This window comes from Fundidesulfovibrio soli, from assembly GCF_022808695.1.
In the GTDB taxonomy this organism is placed as follows: Bacteria; Desulfobacterota; Desulfovibrionia; order Desulfovibrionales; family Desulfovibrionaceae; genus Fundidesulfovibrio; species Fundidesulfovibrio soli.
In genome coordinates this window covers 50103-66191 of sequence record NZ_JAKZKW010000006.1, presented here as the reverse complement: position 1 = coordinate 66191, position 16089 = coordinate 50103, and the positions used below count along the sequence as shown (strand labels likewise).

8 protein-coding genes and 1 tRNA gene are annotated in these 16089 nt (G+C 65.4%); all 9 read right to left on the bottom strand.

The features are described from left to right. Nucleotides 1-143 precede the first annotated feature (143 nt). Complete coding sequence (locus MLE18_RS07980; protein ID WP_243438260.1) at nt 144-1364, bottom strand: methyltransferase domain-containing protein; 1221 nt, start codon at nt 1362-1364, stop codon at nt 144-146. A gap of 147 nt (nt 1365-1511) precedes the next feature. Further along, a complete protein-coding gene (locus MLE18_RS07975) occupies nt 1512-2936 on the bottom strand; it encodes a ferredoxin reductase family protein (protein WP_243438259.1) in 1425 nt (474 codons plus the stop codon). 14 nt (nt 2937-2950) lie between these two features. After that, entirely contained in the window at nt 2951-5677 is a 2727-nt protein-coding gene (locus MLE18_RS07970; protein ID WP_243438258.1) for a cation-transporting P-type ATPase, read from the bottom strand. Nucleotides 5678-5754: 77 nt separating this feature from the next. Beyond that, nucleotides 5755-6261, bottom strand: a complete 507-nt coding sequence (locus tag MLE18_RS07965) for a DUF2062 domain-containing protein (RefSeq protein WP_243438257.1) — start codon at nt 6259-6261, stop codon at nt 5755-5757. A gap of 516 nt (nt 6262-6777) precedes the next feature. Then, nucleotides 6778-10929 (bottom strand): translocation/assembly module TamB domain-containing protein, encoded by a 4152-nt coding sequence (locus MLE18_RS07960; protein WP_243438256.1) that lies wholly within the window; start codon nt 10927-10929, stop codon nt 6778-6780. Nucleotides 10930-10994: 65 nt separating this feature from the next. Beyond that, on the bottom strand, nt 10995-12650 hold the full coding sequence (locus tag MLE18_RS07955; RefSeq protein ID WP_243438255.1) for an autotransporter assembly complex protein TamA: 1656 nt from the start codon (nt 12648-12650) through the stop codon (nt 10995-10997). 1280 nt (nt 12651-13930) lie between these two features. Beyond that, nucleotides 13931-14007 (bottom strand) — tRNA-Met (locus MLE18_RS07950). A 74-nt stretch (nt 14008-14081) separates the two neighbouring features. Continuing rightward, nucleotides 14082-14591: a YchJ family protein gene (locus MLE18_RS07945; protein ID WP_272881547.1), complete on the bottom strand. Its 510-nt coding sequence runs from the start codon at nt 14589-14591 to the stop codon at nt 14082-14084. A 5-nt stretch (nt 14592-14596) separates the two neighbouring features. After that, on the bottom strand, nt 14597-16066 hold the full coding sequence (locus MLE18_RS07935) for a fused MFS/spermidine synthase (protein WP_243438254.1): 1470 nt from the start codon (nt 16064-16066) through the stop codon (nt 14597-14599). Between the last annotated feature and the right edge of the window lie 23 nt (nt 16067-16089).

Genomic DNA, 16089 nt, shown 5'->3' with positions numbered 1-16089 from the left:
CGGCCGCGAGCCTTTCCTTGCATGCCGCGCGGAAACGGCCACGACACCGGATCGAGCCCCCAGCCAACCGCCTGGCCTGGAGGCCCCCCAAGGAAACGTGCTTTGCCCCAGCATCGCGGATAGGCGGATCTGCGGGCGCCGGGCTAAACACCGCCGACGCGCGATCCGGCCACCACGAAGACGGGGTCGCTCGTCAGCAGCTTGGGGAAATGCGGGTCATCGACCGGCCGCCACCAATTGCGCACGGAATGGGTTGAAAGCTCTGTGAACAGCCTGGATTCGCTGATGAGTTGGCTGACGAACCCCACGCGCTCGAATTCGTGAAGCTCGCTCCACACGGCTATGGCCTTGGTCGGGAAATAACGGTCAGAAAAGCCGACTAGCAGCCTGCCGCCGGGTTTGAGGACCCTGGCGCACTCGGCGATGATCCCGGCTGGCTGGATCAGATACTCGAGGGACAGGCTGATCAGGACCGCGTCGAATGCGCCCGGCCCAAAGGGGAGCCGAGGGTCCGCGTTCAGGTCCTGGACGACATGGTCAACGAGACGGGGGTTGGCGGCCATTTCCTCGCGGTTGAGGCCCAGGCCCACGACGCGCGCGGGGTGGCCGGAGGGCAGATGCGTGGCGAAACTCGACATGAGATCGAGGACCAGCGCCCCCGGCTCGACAAACCTTGCGTGGATTCCCGCCAGATGCGCCGATGCCTGGGCGTCCACGTGGTTGACCATCCTCGGCGAGGCGTAGAACAGGCCGTCGGGGCCGTCATCCTTTCGCCTCAGGGCCCCTGGGGCTTCAAAGATCGTCGGCCTGCCGTCACGGAGGCAGGCCTGCATCCCCGGGCCGAAGTCGCAGACGCGCTCCACGATGTGGCTGAGCGCCCCGCCGGTGTCACCGGGTTTGGGGCGCACGTCGGCCACCTCAACCGCCAGGCGCAAGAACCGGCCGGCCATGGGGTGGTTCAGGTCAATGGTGAGGCCGTCCGGCGACGCATCCAGGACGCGGGCGGGCCGGATATTCTGGGGAAGCACGCCAGGCAGCCCCTCAAAGAAGCCTTGGGGATAGAAACGGCCGACTTGCGGTTGTATCTCGCGGTGTTGAGCCGACTGCGGTTTGAATGATTTTCGCGGCAGGGAGCGTACCAACCGCTCGTCCCAGTCAGGCATGACAGCCCCTGGGGCGTAGTCGAAGGCGGCTTTTTCCCCGGGGCGAAGGCCGGTGATGGCTTCCTTGACGCCCGGAGGATAGATGTCCCTCCAGGGGTTGGCGTTGCGCAGCAGATAGCGTTCTTCATGCAGGGCCTCGGGGCCTTGCCAGGTGATGGTCAGATCGAGAGTGGCGTGAGTGTTCTCGCTTAAGCGGATCAATGTCTCCTTCTTTGCTCACCCTGAATTGGGTTCAAAGGTTGTTCGAACAATCCGTCATCATGACTAGTAATGCGCCCACTCTCCGTGTCAACAGCACCTCCCGCCGGAGGAATCGACACCCCTGCTGGTTGCAACGCGCCTGCAGTATTACACAAGGTTGAAATCCTCGACGATGATGTCGCGCGGCGACACGCCGCACCTCAGCAACTGGGAGCAGAGCGACTCCATCATCGTCGTCGGGCCGCACAGAAAGAACAATCGCCCGGCAAACCGCTCCCCGACGGCCCTCTCGATGTGCTCGACGCCGAAGCGCCCCGATTGCCTGCTCTCATGCAGGACGTACTCGTAACCTGCGCGCCTGGCGGATTCCTGGCCGCCGAACGGGCTTGAGGCGACCTGGGCCAGGATGTCGTCGTCGAAGCTGGCTTCCGTCCGGTCCTTGCAGATGTAAAACAGAGTGATCCTGGGAGCTTTCCAGTCGCCGGAAAGCTCGGGGTGCCGGGCCTTGAGCAAGGCGTCCATCTCCAGCGAGCGCAACCGCTCCTCAGTATGCAGTGCCACATGCCACATGCCGATGAACGGGGTTATGCCGATCCCCGCCCCGATGAAGACGCAGTCCATGCCTCTGGAGAAGAAGGGCTGGCTGAATCTCCCATAGGGTCCGTACACGTCTGCCCTGTCGCCGGCCTTGAGGCGGCCGAGCGAGCGCGTGTGGTCACCGGCCTCCTTGATGCCCAGCTTGAAACGGCCGTCGAGCGAGTAGCCCGAGGCTATCGAATACGGATGGGGTTCCGGCGAAATGGAAGGCTTGCGGATCACCAGGTAGACGAACTGACTGGCCTTGAAGTTCATTGGGCTGCCCAGGGGGCGAAGTGTCAGCTCCCGGACTTCGCCTATGGATTCGATCCGCTCGATCTCATACGCATGGCGGGGGCCGAACCGCCCGTATAGAAAGCGGATGTACACCCATGACGCGGCAGACACCAGGAGCATGGCCCAGAAGGTGACGCGCAAGGGGGCGTAGCGGGCCACATCCGCATGGACCAGATACACATGGACCATGACGACCACGAACACAGGCCCGAGAAGCTCATGCAGGCGCTTCCATTGGTCGTATCGCATGAAGAGCCGCAGCGATATCCCGACCAGGGCGTACAGCAGGATCATCGCCGCGGTCCCGGCGTACAGGCCGAGTGAATAGGAGTCGGCAGGATTCAAGGCCGGCGTGAAATAGGAGAGAAAAGCCACCGGATCCGGGAGCCTGTGCGCCGCGAGGAAGGCGGGATGCAGCGCGATCACCAGGCAGAGCGCTTTGCCGAGCCGCTTGTGGACCTGATAGACCTTGTCCAGGCCGCCGAAATGATCCTCCATGACTCTGAACCTGGCGGAAAGGACGACGCACCAGCACATCAACGCCGTGGCGCTCAGGGAGGCGGCCTTGGCGACGTACTTGTACCCGTCGTCGAACCAGTCGTCATAGGCCCACTTGCAACCCAGCCAGAGCAGCAGCAGCGCCCCGGTCGACACCCAAACGGGCCACATGCGCAGGTGGAACCGTGAGGTCGTCAGCACTGGAGAACTCCCCCCTACCTTCTGAAGCCCGACTGGAAGCCGTCCTGCCGTTGCCGCTTGAACCGGACGCCCTTGTCGATTTCGACCACGAAATAGGCGATCAGCCCCACGGCTCCGGCCTTGGCCCAACTCGCAAGGCCGACGGGCGCCGAATGGAACATGACGTTCATGACCGGAGCATAGGTGAACAACGCCTGCAGCGCCATCATCAGCGCCGTTCCCCCGAGAACCCAGGGGTTGCTCCAGAAGCCGAGGGCGAAAGGGGATCTCCTGAATGAGCGACTGTTGAAGAGGTAAAACGTCTCGACGATCACGAAGACGTTCACGGCCACAGTCCTGGCCTGAGCCTCGCTGCCGCTGGCGGCCAGCTCCCATTTGAACAGCCCGAAGGCGGCAAGCAGCAGGATGCCGCCCACCAGGACGATTCTTTGGAAAAGCTCGCGGTCGAGGATCGGATGGTCGGCCTTGCGCGGGGGCCTGTCCATGAGTCCCGGCTCCTTGGGCTCGAAGGCGAGCGTCATGCCGAGAAACACGGCGGTCGTCATGTTGATCCACAGTATCTGCACCGGCAGGATCGGCAACGCTCCCCCCAGAAGCACGGCCACGAGGATGACAAGCCCTTCGCCAAGGTTCGTGGGCAGGGTCCAGACGATGAACTTCAAGAGGTTGTCGTAGACGCCCCTGCCCTCCTCCACAGCGGCCTCGATCGTCGCGAAGTTGTCGTCGGTGAGGACGATGTCCGCGGCCTCCTTGGCGGCCTCGGTCCCGCCCCGCCCCATGGCCACGCCGATGTCGGCCTGGCGGAGCGCCGGAGCGTCGTTGACCCCGTCCCCTGTCATGGCCACGATCTCGTCCCTCTTCTGGAGCGCCGTCACAAGCCGGAGCTTCTGATCCGGGTCCACGCGGGCGAATATGCCGATGGAGCGGGCCTTCTCTTCGAGCTCCGCGTCAGACAGCTTCGCCATCTGCGCCCCAGTGAGATAGTCGCAGGTGGCGGGGTTGCTGCAGGAATCGCCGCCCAACCCGAAGACGCCGCCGATCGCGGCCGCAGTCAGGGCGTGGTCTCCCGTGATCATCTTCACCTGGACGCCAGCCTTCTTGAAGGAGGCCACGGCCTGTATCGCCTCGGGCCTTGGCGGGTCGATCATGCCCTGCAGGCCGAGGAATTCGAGGCCCTCCGACAGGTTCTCGTGATGCAACGTCTGGACCCCGGCGGGCATGATCTTCCTGGCAATGGCCAGCACCCGCATCCCTTGGGCGGCCATGCGCTCGGCCTCCGCCTTTACAGCCGTTGCCTCGAGGGTGGATACGGATCCGTCCGGATTCACCTGCGACGACGCCCTGCCCAGCACGATCTCCACCGCGCCCTTGACGAAAGCGATCGGGGCCTCCCCCTCCCGGCCGTGAAGGGTCGCCATGTATTGATGCTGCGATTCGAACGGCAAGGCGTCCAGACGCGGATGCAGCACGGACGAAACCAGCGCATCGAACCCCGCCTTGGCGGCGGCCACCAGCAACGCCGCCTCGGTGGGGTCGCCTATGACGGTCAGGCCGGCCTCGCCCGGCTCCAGCCGCGTGTCGTTGCAGAGGACGCCAGCCAGCAGCGTGCCGGACAACGACTTGTCGGCCGGGTCGGCGTTCTCCACGGCGCCGGCCGCCTCGTACCCGGACCCGCTGACCGGATGTGTCGTTCCTCCGGAGTATATTTCCGTCACGGTCATCTGGTTCTGGGTGAGCGTGCCAGTCTTGTCGGAGCAAATGACCGTCGCGCCGCCGAGAGTCTCCACGGCGGGCAGTTTGCGCACGACCGCGCCTCTGGCCGCCATCCGGGAAACGCCGATGGCGAGGATCACCGTCACCGCGGCGGGCAAGCCTTCCGGTATGGCCCCCACCGCCAGCGCGACCGAGGCCATGAACATCTCGGCGGCCGGCTCCCCCCTGATGACGCCCGCCAGGAAGGTCAACGCCGCGAGCCCCAGGATCGCCCACAGCAGAAAAGTGCTGAATGCCTCGATTTTTCGCGTCAGAGGGGTAGCCAGATCGTCGGCTTCAGACACCAGCGTCGAGACCTTCCCCACCTCCGTGCCCTGCCCGGTAGCGACAACCAGGCAGAGGGCCTGGCCGTAGGTGACGAGCGTCGTGGCGTAGGCCATGTTCCGCCTGTCTCCCAGAACGCTCTCCAGGGGGACGACGCCGGGGTCCTTCTCAACCGGGAGCGATTCACCGGTCAGCGCGGATTCGTCCGTCATGAGGTTCTTGGATGCGATCAGCCGCAAGTCCGCAGGGACCTTGTCTCCAGAGCGCAGGATGACCACGTCGCCAGGCACCAGCTCCTCGGCGGAAATCCGCTGGGTTTTCGCCTCCCGCAGCACCACGGCCTCGGTCTTCATCGACTTGGCCAACGCCTCCAGGGCGTCGACGGCCTTCGCCTCCTGGACATAGCCCACTATGGCGTTCAGCAACACGACGCCAATGATGACCAGCGAATCGACCGGACTGCCAAGAAGGGCCGTGACGGCTCCGGCGCCCAGCAGGATATAGACGAGCGGCTGATGGAACTGGAGCAAAAAACGCCGCAGGGGCGACTTGCCCTTTCGTGGCTCCAGCGCATTGGTTCCGAACGTTTTGAGGCGGGCCTGAATATCGGACGGGCTCAAGCCCCGGTCAGGGTTGGTGCCCAACAGGCTGGTGACTTCGGCCGCCGTGAGACTATGCCAAGCCTGGCCCTTCAATTGGTCCATGCGGATGACTCCGATGCCTTGTTGCGTGGCCACGAGGGCATGGCCCCCATGACACGTTTCATGAGAGGGACTGCATATTAGGATAGGCCTTTGGCATCCAACTGTCGCCTCATCTTTCGCGCCTGATATTGCCTGGCAAGATTCAATGTGACGAAATAGGACACCACAGCAGTAGGTATACCCACTATCACACCGCCCGCGTTGAGAATCAAGGCTATCTTCCACCCTGTATCGAAGATGAACTCAGTGCTGAACCAATCCAGATTGGTATAGAAACTCAATGGATTGATGTCTATGCCAGGGAACGCGCGTTTACCGACATAATAGAATGCCGCAAAGAGCGGCGGGACCGTCACTGGGTTCGACACCCATGCTCCGGCGAAGGCGGCCAACTTGCTCCCCCCGAATACCCAGCACAGCCCTATGGCCCAGATGGATTGGAACGGTATGATTGGAATGAAGCCTACGAAAACACCGAACGCCAAGCCCAGAGCGATCTCCTTCGGCGTTTTCTTGATGCGAAGAACCGTCAGCCATTTCCGTTTCAGCAGTCGAAGGCAGTGGAATTTGTCATTTGTCCGCATGAGTATTCTTAACCACCTGAGCGAGATTGTTCAACCCAGGCAACTACTAGTAATATCTATCTTTATCTGCAGAATTGCCTACTTCGAAACCACCCGAAAGACTCCCTTCAACAGCAGGAAGCCCACCCTGATCATTTATCCTGACTTCTGGGTTTCCCGCAACACGCAGTTGGAGGGACGGCCTTCAGCAGCGGCGGCATGGCCAAGGCTTAAAGCTACGACGCCGCCGGGAACGCTTGCCCACACTGGCTGTCTCGAACACCAGTCGGGCGTTGCCCAGGAACCGGTCTCGCCACCGGTAATACTGCGCCTGGGAATGCCGTGCTCATTGCACAGCCCACCGACTGGCCGTCCTCGAAGCCCTTTGAGGACGATGAGCGCCTTATGCTCTGTGGTCCATTTCCGTCGTTTCATGGCCGATCTCCTCCTCGGAGTCAGCCACGGAAATTCAGTTGGCGCAAACGCTCACCAAAGCGGGGGCAGGATACTTGGAACAGTGCCGAGCAGGTCACCTTCTCAGTAATCGAATTTCCAGTTGACCCCCACTCCCGTTTTGGAATCCAGGCCAATCCTACTCTCCACGGTGATGTTCTTGGTCACGTCAACCTCCACGGAGACCGCCCCGCTGCTGCCCGCCAAGCCTTGGCTGGCCTCCACGTAGACTCCATCGGCCACGTACTTGCCCGCCGCCACGGTGCTCTGCCCGAGGCTCTTGCCCGTGGACTTGACCCCCAGATAGTCGAGCCCGGCCAGTTTGCGCGTCGCGCCCAGAAAGTCCAGTGACCCGCCCGCCCCGCTCATGGAGGCCACGGCCTGGGCCAATTGCAGGGCCTGCGGCGGGGTCAGCGAGGAGACGCTCTGCCCGAAGAGCACCCTGGCCAGAATCTCGTCGCGGGGCACCGCCGGGTCGGAGGTGAACTCGATCTTCGGACGGGTCGCGCTCCCGCTCACGAGGATGCTGGCGGTGATGTCCCCCGCCTGTGTTTTGGCCTCCATGTCGAGCATGGGCACCGGAGGATTGGTACCGGTAAAAGTCACCTCACCACGGGCGAGATCGAAATTCTTGCCGAAGAAGTCCAGTTGCCCCTTCACGATGCGGATGTCGCCTTCGATTTCGGGCTCGCCCGGCGTTCCCTTCACACGCAGGTTTCCGGCCCACATGGAGTCGAGCCCCATCCCCCGCACGAATATTCTGCCGGGGAAGTCCACGGACACGTCCAGGTCCACCGGGTACGGCTTGGACGCCGCCGCGGGCTTGGCCCCCGCTGGGCCCGGGCGCCCGGCCATCTCCACCGGGATGGGGACGGCGCTCGGCGGGATGCGGTCGGGGATGTTCACCTCCACCGGGCCTACGTTCACGCTGCCCGCGACCTTGGCCCCGCCCGAATTGCCCTTGGCGGCAACTTTGGCGGAGAGCATTGCCGTGGCCATATCCATGCGCACCGGTGTGAGCTTGTCCAGCACCACCGAGGCTTCGAAAGGGAAGCCGCCCTGAGGGTAGAGGTCGGCCTTGCCGGAGACCGTAAGGCTGCCCTGCCCCGCGTCACGGGCCGTAAAGGTCTTGATGGCCAATTTCGTGCCTTCGGCCTCCAGGTCGAGGGAGATGTCCCGCAGCCTCGTCCCGGTGGTGACGTAGTCCGCCTGACCGCCCGCGAGTGTGGCCCGCCCTGAAACCAGGGGGGCGGAAAGCCGGCCCGCGACGCTGAAGTCGGCCTTGAGCGTGCCCTTGAGGCTGAGCGCCTCGTCGCCGCTCAAGGCTGCCAATTGGCCCAAATCCACGTCGCCGGCCAGGGATGCCTCCAGGGCGGCGTCGCGCGGGACGGCGAAGACGAAGGGGTCGAGACTCAGCCTGGCGGGCAGGGAGGCCTTGCACTCGAACGCCGCGCCGGGCCCGGCCGAAACACGGCAGGTTGCGGCCAGGCGTCCCCCCCCGACGAGCGCTTCGGCGGTCAGCTTCGCGGGCGGGACGTCCCGTCCTTGAACGCCCTTGAGCGAGAGCTGATCCATATTCACTTCGGCTGAGACTCGTGGAGCCGAGGGTGTACCGCTGACCCGGAGCGCGGCCGAGGCCGTGCCGGACAACGCGGGCAGCCCAGCTTTCTCCAGCACGCTGAGGGGCAGTGCGGCCACGTCCGCCGAAAAATCGACCTTGCCGGGCTTGAGGGCGCCGGACGCTGTTACGGCCGCCCCGGCCAGCGAGAGGTGCAGCCCGTCCAGGTTCAGCACGCCCGGGCCGAAGCCGGCGGTGGCAGGCCGGGTCAGAACGAGCTTCAGCTCCCTGGCCGAGGCTTCGAGCTTGTCAAGGCGGAGCGTGCCCCCGCCCGGCGCGGGCGCAAACGACCCGCCCATGGCCATCTCGAAACGCTCGGGGAGCGAACCCTTGGCCGCGATGCTGAAATCGACGATCCTCCCCCCGCCGTGGGCTTCGGCCTGGAGGCTCTCCACCGCCGCGTCAGCGGCCGTCAGTCCGGTCATGACGAGCGTCAGGTCGCCTTGCGGCGTGCGCAGAACATCCGTGAAGGAGCAGGAGAGCTCGGCCTTTTTCAAGCCAAGGCCCTCGGCGGCCAGACCAGAGGCATTCAGGCGGGCGGCGGCGTCCTGGCGCGGGCCTGAAGAAGCCAGGGAGGCGTCGGCCAGCACGCGTCCAGCCATTTTCCTGTTCAGGAATGCCCCCAGCGGGGCAAGCTCCGCCGAAGCCTTGAGCTTGCCCGAGGCGGTCCTGTGCTCCAGGGCGGCGTCCAGGTTGCCCGAGAGGGTGAGCCCCGGACCCGTGGCCTGAAGATTTGTCAGCGAAAGCCTCTGCCCCGCGAGGAGGAAGCCCGTGGACGCGGCCAGCCTGCCCTTGCCTTTGTCCGCCCGCAGCTCGAATGTCCCGCTCACCCCGTCCTTCGCGGGCGCGGCTTCGAGGCGCAGCGCGGCCTGGTCGAGCCGCGTGCTGTCCAGGACGAGCGCCTTGCCTTCCACATCGAGCTTAACCTGAGGAGCATCCGTGACTCCCGAGACCTTGGCCGTGAGCGTGGCCGAGCCGCCAAGCTTCATCCCGGCCAGGGGGGCCAACGCGGCGAGCTCCGGGGCGTTGGCAGTGGCCCGCAGATCCGCCGTGCGCTCGGCCAGGTCGTAGGAGCCGGACGCCTCGGCCCGCAGCGCCAGCGAGGCGACACGCAACTCCTTGAGCGTGACGCGTTTCCCCCCGGCGAGGCTCGCTTCCACGCGCAGGTTCAGTTCGCGCCCCAGGGCCGCCGCGAGCTTTGGCCCCAGGTCATCCTTGCCCTCCCTGCTCCCCGTGTGCGGCGCAAGCTCCGTGAGCCCCGCATCCAGGCTCACCACGAAATCCTCCGTGCGGAGATCGCCCGTAAGCTTGGCTGCGAGGGCCGTTTTTCCACCGAGCCCGACGCCAAACGGAGCCAGAACGGAGGCGAGGTCAGGTGAGGAGAGCCTGAGTCCGGCCGCGAGCGGTCCGCCAGGGTCCACGTCAGCATCCAGGCCGCCTTCCACGGCCAACGCCCCGGCAGTGACGCCGAACGCCGCCGGGTCGGCGACGTTCAGCGCGAAGTTCAGCCTCGGAGCCAGCCCCATGGGCCCGCTGTCGCCGCGCACGACGGCCTTGGCGCTTTCGGTTGTGACGGACAAATCCTCCACAAGGACTCGCCATTGCGGCGCCTGGAGCCCGGCGGAGGTCATCACTCCCGCAAAGGCCAGCTCCACCCGGGAGCCCAGCGCGTCGCGGAGCCGGGCGGATACAGGCAGAAAGAAGGGGTTGAGGCCAAGGTTGAGCCCCAGCCTGGCGTCGTCTGTCGAGCTGCGGCCGAGATTCGCCGAGAGCGTACCGGAGAGGATTTCGTCCTGGCCAGCCCGCGCCGCGAGCCTGGCCTGCCAGCCGGACAGCGGGCCCTCGCCGTTCAGGGAGGCCGCCAGTGATACGTCGGGCGCGAGTCCCGCCAGGGCGGCGGCCATGCCGCCCGGGCCCTCCGTGAGCGACAGCTTCAGCCGGGCGGTTCGCGCGCCGGGATCAAGGCGGCTTTCGAATGCGATGTTGGTGGGCGCGGATGCGGACGAGCCGTCACCGCTCTCCCACACCGCGGCGGATATCTCGGCGTCCACGGCTCCGCCCGCGGCCAGAGCGTGCAAGGAGGCCCGCCCGGCGAGCGCCCGCCCGGCCAGTTGGGCGCCCAGGCTCAGCCTGTCCACATCCACCTGGACCTCGGCGGTCACGGGGATGGGCTTCAGAGCGTCCAGGAAGGCCAGCGGGGGCGAAGGGGGCTCGCCCGGTCCCTGGTCTGGCCCCCGGTCCGGCGGCAGCACAGGGGTCCGGCGCAGGGCCGCCTGGCCGGCCGCCAGCCGGAGGGAGGCCAGCCCCCGGCCAAAGGGCCAGGGCGAGAGCGATAGGGCCGTGTCCGAGACGGCCAGCCATTCCCCGTCCTTGTCGGCGATGCGTAGCGAGGCGATCCTCACGGTGAAGGGCAACGCCCCCTCCGGAGTTGACAGTACGAGCTTCCAGCCCAGCTCGCGCTCGCAGTACTCCACGGCGGCATCGGCCAGGAGGCGCTTGGCCCAGGGGGTCTGGGCGGCCGCGTACGCCGCGAGGACAAACGCCAGGCAACCTGCCGACAGCCAGGCCGCCCATTTGCCCGCAATCTTGAGCGTCTCGCGCGAAAGTCCGAACCCCATGTTTTACCTACCCTGCCGGTCCGCGATCTTGACGAAGCAGCATGACGTATCCCGAAACTGCCACGCTAGAAGGCCTGGCCCAGGCTGATATAAAGCTGGAACACGTCGTCCACGTTCCTCCGGCGGTTGAGCGGCGTGGCTACGTCCACCCGGAACGGCCCGATGGGCGTGAACACCCGCAACCCCGTGCCCGCCCCCAGCAACAGGCCCTTGCCCGGTTCGGGATACTCGGCCTCAAAGGCGTTACCGCCGTCCATGAAGAAAACCAGCCCGAACATCTCGGTCAGGCGAATCCGCAGCTCGGTGCCGAAATCGAAAATGGAGCGCCCGCCGAGCGGTTTGTCCCCGCGCAGCGGCCCCGCGCTCTGATAGGCGTAGCCCCGGATGGACCCGCTGCCGCCCGCGTAGAAACGGATGTCCGGCGGCAGAAGCCGCGAGGCCGAGACGCCGGAGATGGTGCCCAGCGAGGCCCGCGTGGCCAATATAAGCGACGGTTTCTCCAGCAGGCGCAGGTAGTGCGAACCGGCGGCGACCGCCTTCACGAAGTTGAGGTTCGTACCCTGCGCGTCCACCCAGGGCGTGGCATTCACGGCGAACATCCAGCCTCTCGATGGGTTGAGCGGGTCGTCGCGCGTGTCGGCCGAGAGCCCCAGCGGGACGGAGGCCAGATTGTAGCGGGTGTTGACCGCACTCGGATTGGCGGCGTCGTCGTAGACCAGACTGGACCGGTAGCCCAGGCCGACCTGGGCCGAGACCTGTTCGCCCAGCTTGCGCGAGATTTTGAGCTCCCCGGTGGCGTTCTGGCCGTGGTAGGCCTTCGTGTTCTCGTCGGCGGCCCTTACCCCGGCCAGCAGGCGCTGGCGCTGGTCCAGGAAGAAGGGGTTCTCGAAGTTGGCCTCGAACACCTTGCTGACCTGCGACACCGCCAGATGGAGCTTCAGGCGTTCGCCGTTGCCGAAGAGGTTGCGGTGCTCCCAGTTAACCTGCGCCCCGGGCCCGTCATCCGTGTTGTAGGTCACGCCGCCCTTGAAGGTGCGCGGCTTGCGTTCGGTGACCTGGGCCTCCACTTCGACGCGCCCCGGCTCTTTGGGAAGAATCTTAGGGGCTGCCGTGGCCTTGGCGAAGAGCCCCAGATCCGCGAGGCGCTGCTGGAAGAGATCGACCTTTTCCTGGTTGTACTCGTCACCCTCCTTCCAGGGGATGAGCGGCAGGAGGAGACGCTCCTTCACGTCCTTGAGCCCTGTGAGCGCCGTGGGGCCGAAGACGCAGTAGGGTCCGGGAGTGACGACGTAGGTGACGTGCAGGGTGAGCGCCTGCGGATCGGCCACGGCCTTGCGGCGGGAGAGGCTGGCGAAAGGATGGCCCCGGTTCTTGAATATGCTGACGACTTTGTCGTCGGCGTTGACGATGTCCTTGGACACCGCCGGAGCTTCCAAAGCCAGGCCCAGTTCGGATGCCTCCGGCAAGGTGAAGCGCACGGGTTCGCTGCCCTCGCTCAATTCCACATCCACCCATTTCAGAAGGAACGCGCCGCCGGGGTCCACCGTGAACCGTACTTGCACGGGCGTAGTCGAGTCATCGATCGAATAGCTGACCTGGGCCGCGAAGTAGCCCCGCGAGGCCATGGCGTCTTTGAGCTTTTTCAGGTCGCCCCGCGCGCGCCCCTTCAGGAGGAACAGGCTGGCCGGGGGTTTGTCCGCCTTGGAGGCAGTGTCGGACACGGACCGCAGCAGGTCCAGGAGGGCCTTGTCGGTCAGACCGGAAAACGAGACCTGATAGCGTAGCCGCTGTGGGCCGGCCGGGCTCTGTACCGGTTCCTGGTCAACCTCCTGCGTCGATTGCGGGGCCGGTTGCGGCGCTAGGGCCTGGGGCTCGCCCGGTGCGGGAGGGGAAGGGTTGGCATGGGGACTGGGCTGGGTATCGGACGCAACACCGGGCTGGGCGCGCGGTTTCGACAGGGGACAGAGCAGCTCGGCGGAACAAAGCAGGCACACGAGGGCCGCAAGAAGCACCAGGCGTTTCAACACGCCCTCCCAGCGCGAACCGGCATCCGGGAAACAATCGATACGCGTGCATTGTCCGCCATTGGGGTCTCGCCTTCACCTGTTGTGTGTTGCCCGGGGCGGCCAGCGGGGCCGGAACACCCCCTGGCATGGCATCCCTGCGGCGGCATTCGCCCTCGGCCAGGGCCCCTAGACATTCCGGGAGCCGCGCGCTGCGAGTTCCCGACAGTTCCATGGATATTACTCGGAATGCGCTGGCGAAGCAACGTCGACCGGCGCACCTCTTCTCCTTATCCACTGGACACCGGCTGCCCAATTTTCCCACCGGCCCGAAAAGGGCCGGGTAGGTCAATGTAGCCCCAGTGGGCGGACCTGGCTTTCTGGGGCATTTTTAGCGTATCTTCGAGCACTTAATGGACTTTCCGCACTGTACAAAAAGGCGAACGAATTGATATGGAAAGATCGGCGGGCGCGACACGGTGACATTCTCTCTGCCGTAGCACGGGCTGACGCCTGGAGCGCCATGTGGGGTTTCCGCGAAAGCGGAGGGGAGGCCCCACCGTCTGCCATCTTCCGCCCGGCAGGATCACGTACAGTGACGGCGTTGATTCTGCCGGGCTCTTCGTTCAAGCGTGGTTCCTGGTGGACGGACACGGTGCAAATCCCCTGGCCGTGGCACGGGCGGAAGCCTGGAACGCCATGCGAGGTTGCCACGAACGTGGAAAGGGGCCTCGCCGTCCACCCTCCTTTTTGCTTTGCTCCTCCTGCCCGGACGTGGCGTTGGTTCCGTATCAAATTGCGTGAAAGTGCGTCTCAAATTGACCGCCACCTCACACCTGGAGACGGCCTGGCTGGGGGGCAATCCTGTGGGGGTGCTCAAGCCCGGGAAATGCTGCCAAACAGACCACCACATTACCCCAGCTTACGGACTTGGGTACCAAGAGGGTATCAAAAAGGAAAAGGGCCTTGCGGATAATCTCCGTAAGGCCCTGACTTCCTGGTTGCGGGGGTGGGATTTGAACCCACGATCTTCGGGTTATGAGCCCGATGAGCTACCGGTCTGCTCCACCCCGCGTCACTGCAGAAGGAGAGGTTTATGCTCCTCCATCGGATGTGTCAACGATTAATTGAAAATTCTGCAAAGATTCCTCAGCCGCAGCACTTCTTGAACTTCTTGCCGCTGCCGCAGGGGCAGGGATCGTTGCGGCCGACCTTGGAACCCTTGGTGACCACAGGCTCCTGGGCGGACTTGACCCGGCCGTCGATGTAGCGCCACTGCCCGGCGCGTTTGCGAAACTTGGCGCGCTCGCGCAGCAGCTGCTCCTCGCCGTCCATTTCGAAGGTCGCGGTGAACTCCACCTCGCCCTCATCGTCGTCGGCTCCGCCTTCCTTGCAGCCGATGATCTCCAGGCCCTTCCAGACGGCCTTTTCGGACCACTCGCGGGTGCTCTGCTCGTCGAAGGAGGCCTGCCAGCGCGTGTCCAGCGAGGTTTTGAGGTAGTCGATGTGGCCCAGGGCGTAGGCCGTGTAGCGCGAGCGCATCAGGGCCAGGGCGGTGGGGGCGGCCAGGTCGCCCGTGATGATGGGCGCGCAGCATTCGCCGTAGGGCTGCCCGGAGCAGCAGGGACAGGGGTCGTCGAGGGCCAATTGCTTGGTCATGTTTTTCACCAACCGGTTATGAAGCGTTCTACTGGAGCGAAGTCGTCAGTCAGCACAAGGGCCCCGGCCAGGGAGGGTGGCTCGATGCGCCGGTCCAGCCGGGCCTGGCGTTCCTCGTCTCCGCTGGTCCAGGGGCGTTCCTCCGCGTCCTTGAAGCACACGAAAAGGACGTTCTGCATAGCCGCAGGGTCGCCGGAGGTCCAGGCCCGAATCACGTGCACCTGGGGAAATACGGCCCGCAGCGTGGCGTACAGCGAGGTATACAGGCGGGAGACCGGCCCTTCCAGGGCGCATATGCTGTTCACCAGCAGCACTCCCCGGTCCTCCAGGGCGTCGCTCAGGCGGCGCGCGGTTTCCACCGTGGTGAGGTGGAAAGGGATGGACGCGTGGGAGTTGAAGACGTCCTCCACGATGACGTCGTAGCGGGCCTTGTTGGCGTTGAGGAAGGTGCGGGCGTCCTCCTGGATCAGGCGCATCCTGGGGTCGTCCCGCAGGAAGAAGTGCTCGCGCGCCAGCCGGGTCACGCCGGGGTCCAGCTCCACCACGTCCACTCGGGCCTGCGGGTGATGCTCCAGAACGTACTTGGGGAAGGCGTAGGCCCCGCCGCCCAGCACGAGCACGGAGCGGAAATCCGGCGCGAAATGCCCGGCCAGGGTGAGGAAGCGGGTGTAATTGAGGGCCAACCCCCCAGGTTCGTCGGGGTAGACGGCCCCCTGTACCCCCTCCGGACCGGTGCTCATGGCCAGGGTGCTCTTGCCCGTCGTGAAATCGCGCGAGGGGTAGACCAGCACGCGCTGATAGGGGGTGTCCACGTCGTGGATGTTACGGGCGGCGTAGGCCTCGGCGTCGAAGGCGGCCAGCAGGTAGAGGCCGACGTAGGCGGCGGCCAGACAGGCCTTGGGCTGCCAGCGCCCCGCGTGGCACAGCAGGGAGGCCAGCACCAGCACCGCCGCCAGCAGGAACTGGATCGCCGCGCTGCCGAACCAGGAGATCAGGAAGAACCCCCCGGCGAAGGTGCCCACGATGCTGCCCAGGGTGGAGAGGGCGTAGAGCCTGCCCACTGTGCGGCCCGCGTGGGCGCAATCGCTCAGCCGGATGCGCGCCGCGAAGGGGGCCACCATGCCCAGCAGCGTCGCCGGGGGCGCGAAGAGCAGCATGGCCGCCTGGAGCGAGCCCAGATGCAGCCCGCTGCCGGAATATTGAATCATCTCCACGATGAAGGAGCGGGAGAAGCCGATCAGGGCGGTGAAGCCCGAGGCCCCCAGGATGACCAGGGCGAGCGTGGATGGTTTGGGGCTCTTGTCCGCCAGCCTGCCGCCCCACCAGTAGCCCAGGGACATGGCCCCCAGGATCACGCCGATGATGCTGGTCCAGACCACGGTGGAGGTGCCCAGAAAGGGCGCAAGCACCCGGGAGGCGGCCAACTCCATGACCATGACCACCGCGCCGCACAGGAACACCGCCACTTCAAGCATGATTCCTCCAGGCATTTCTCAGG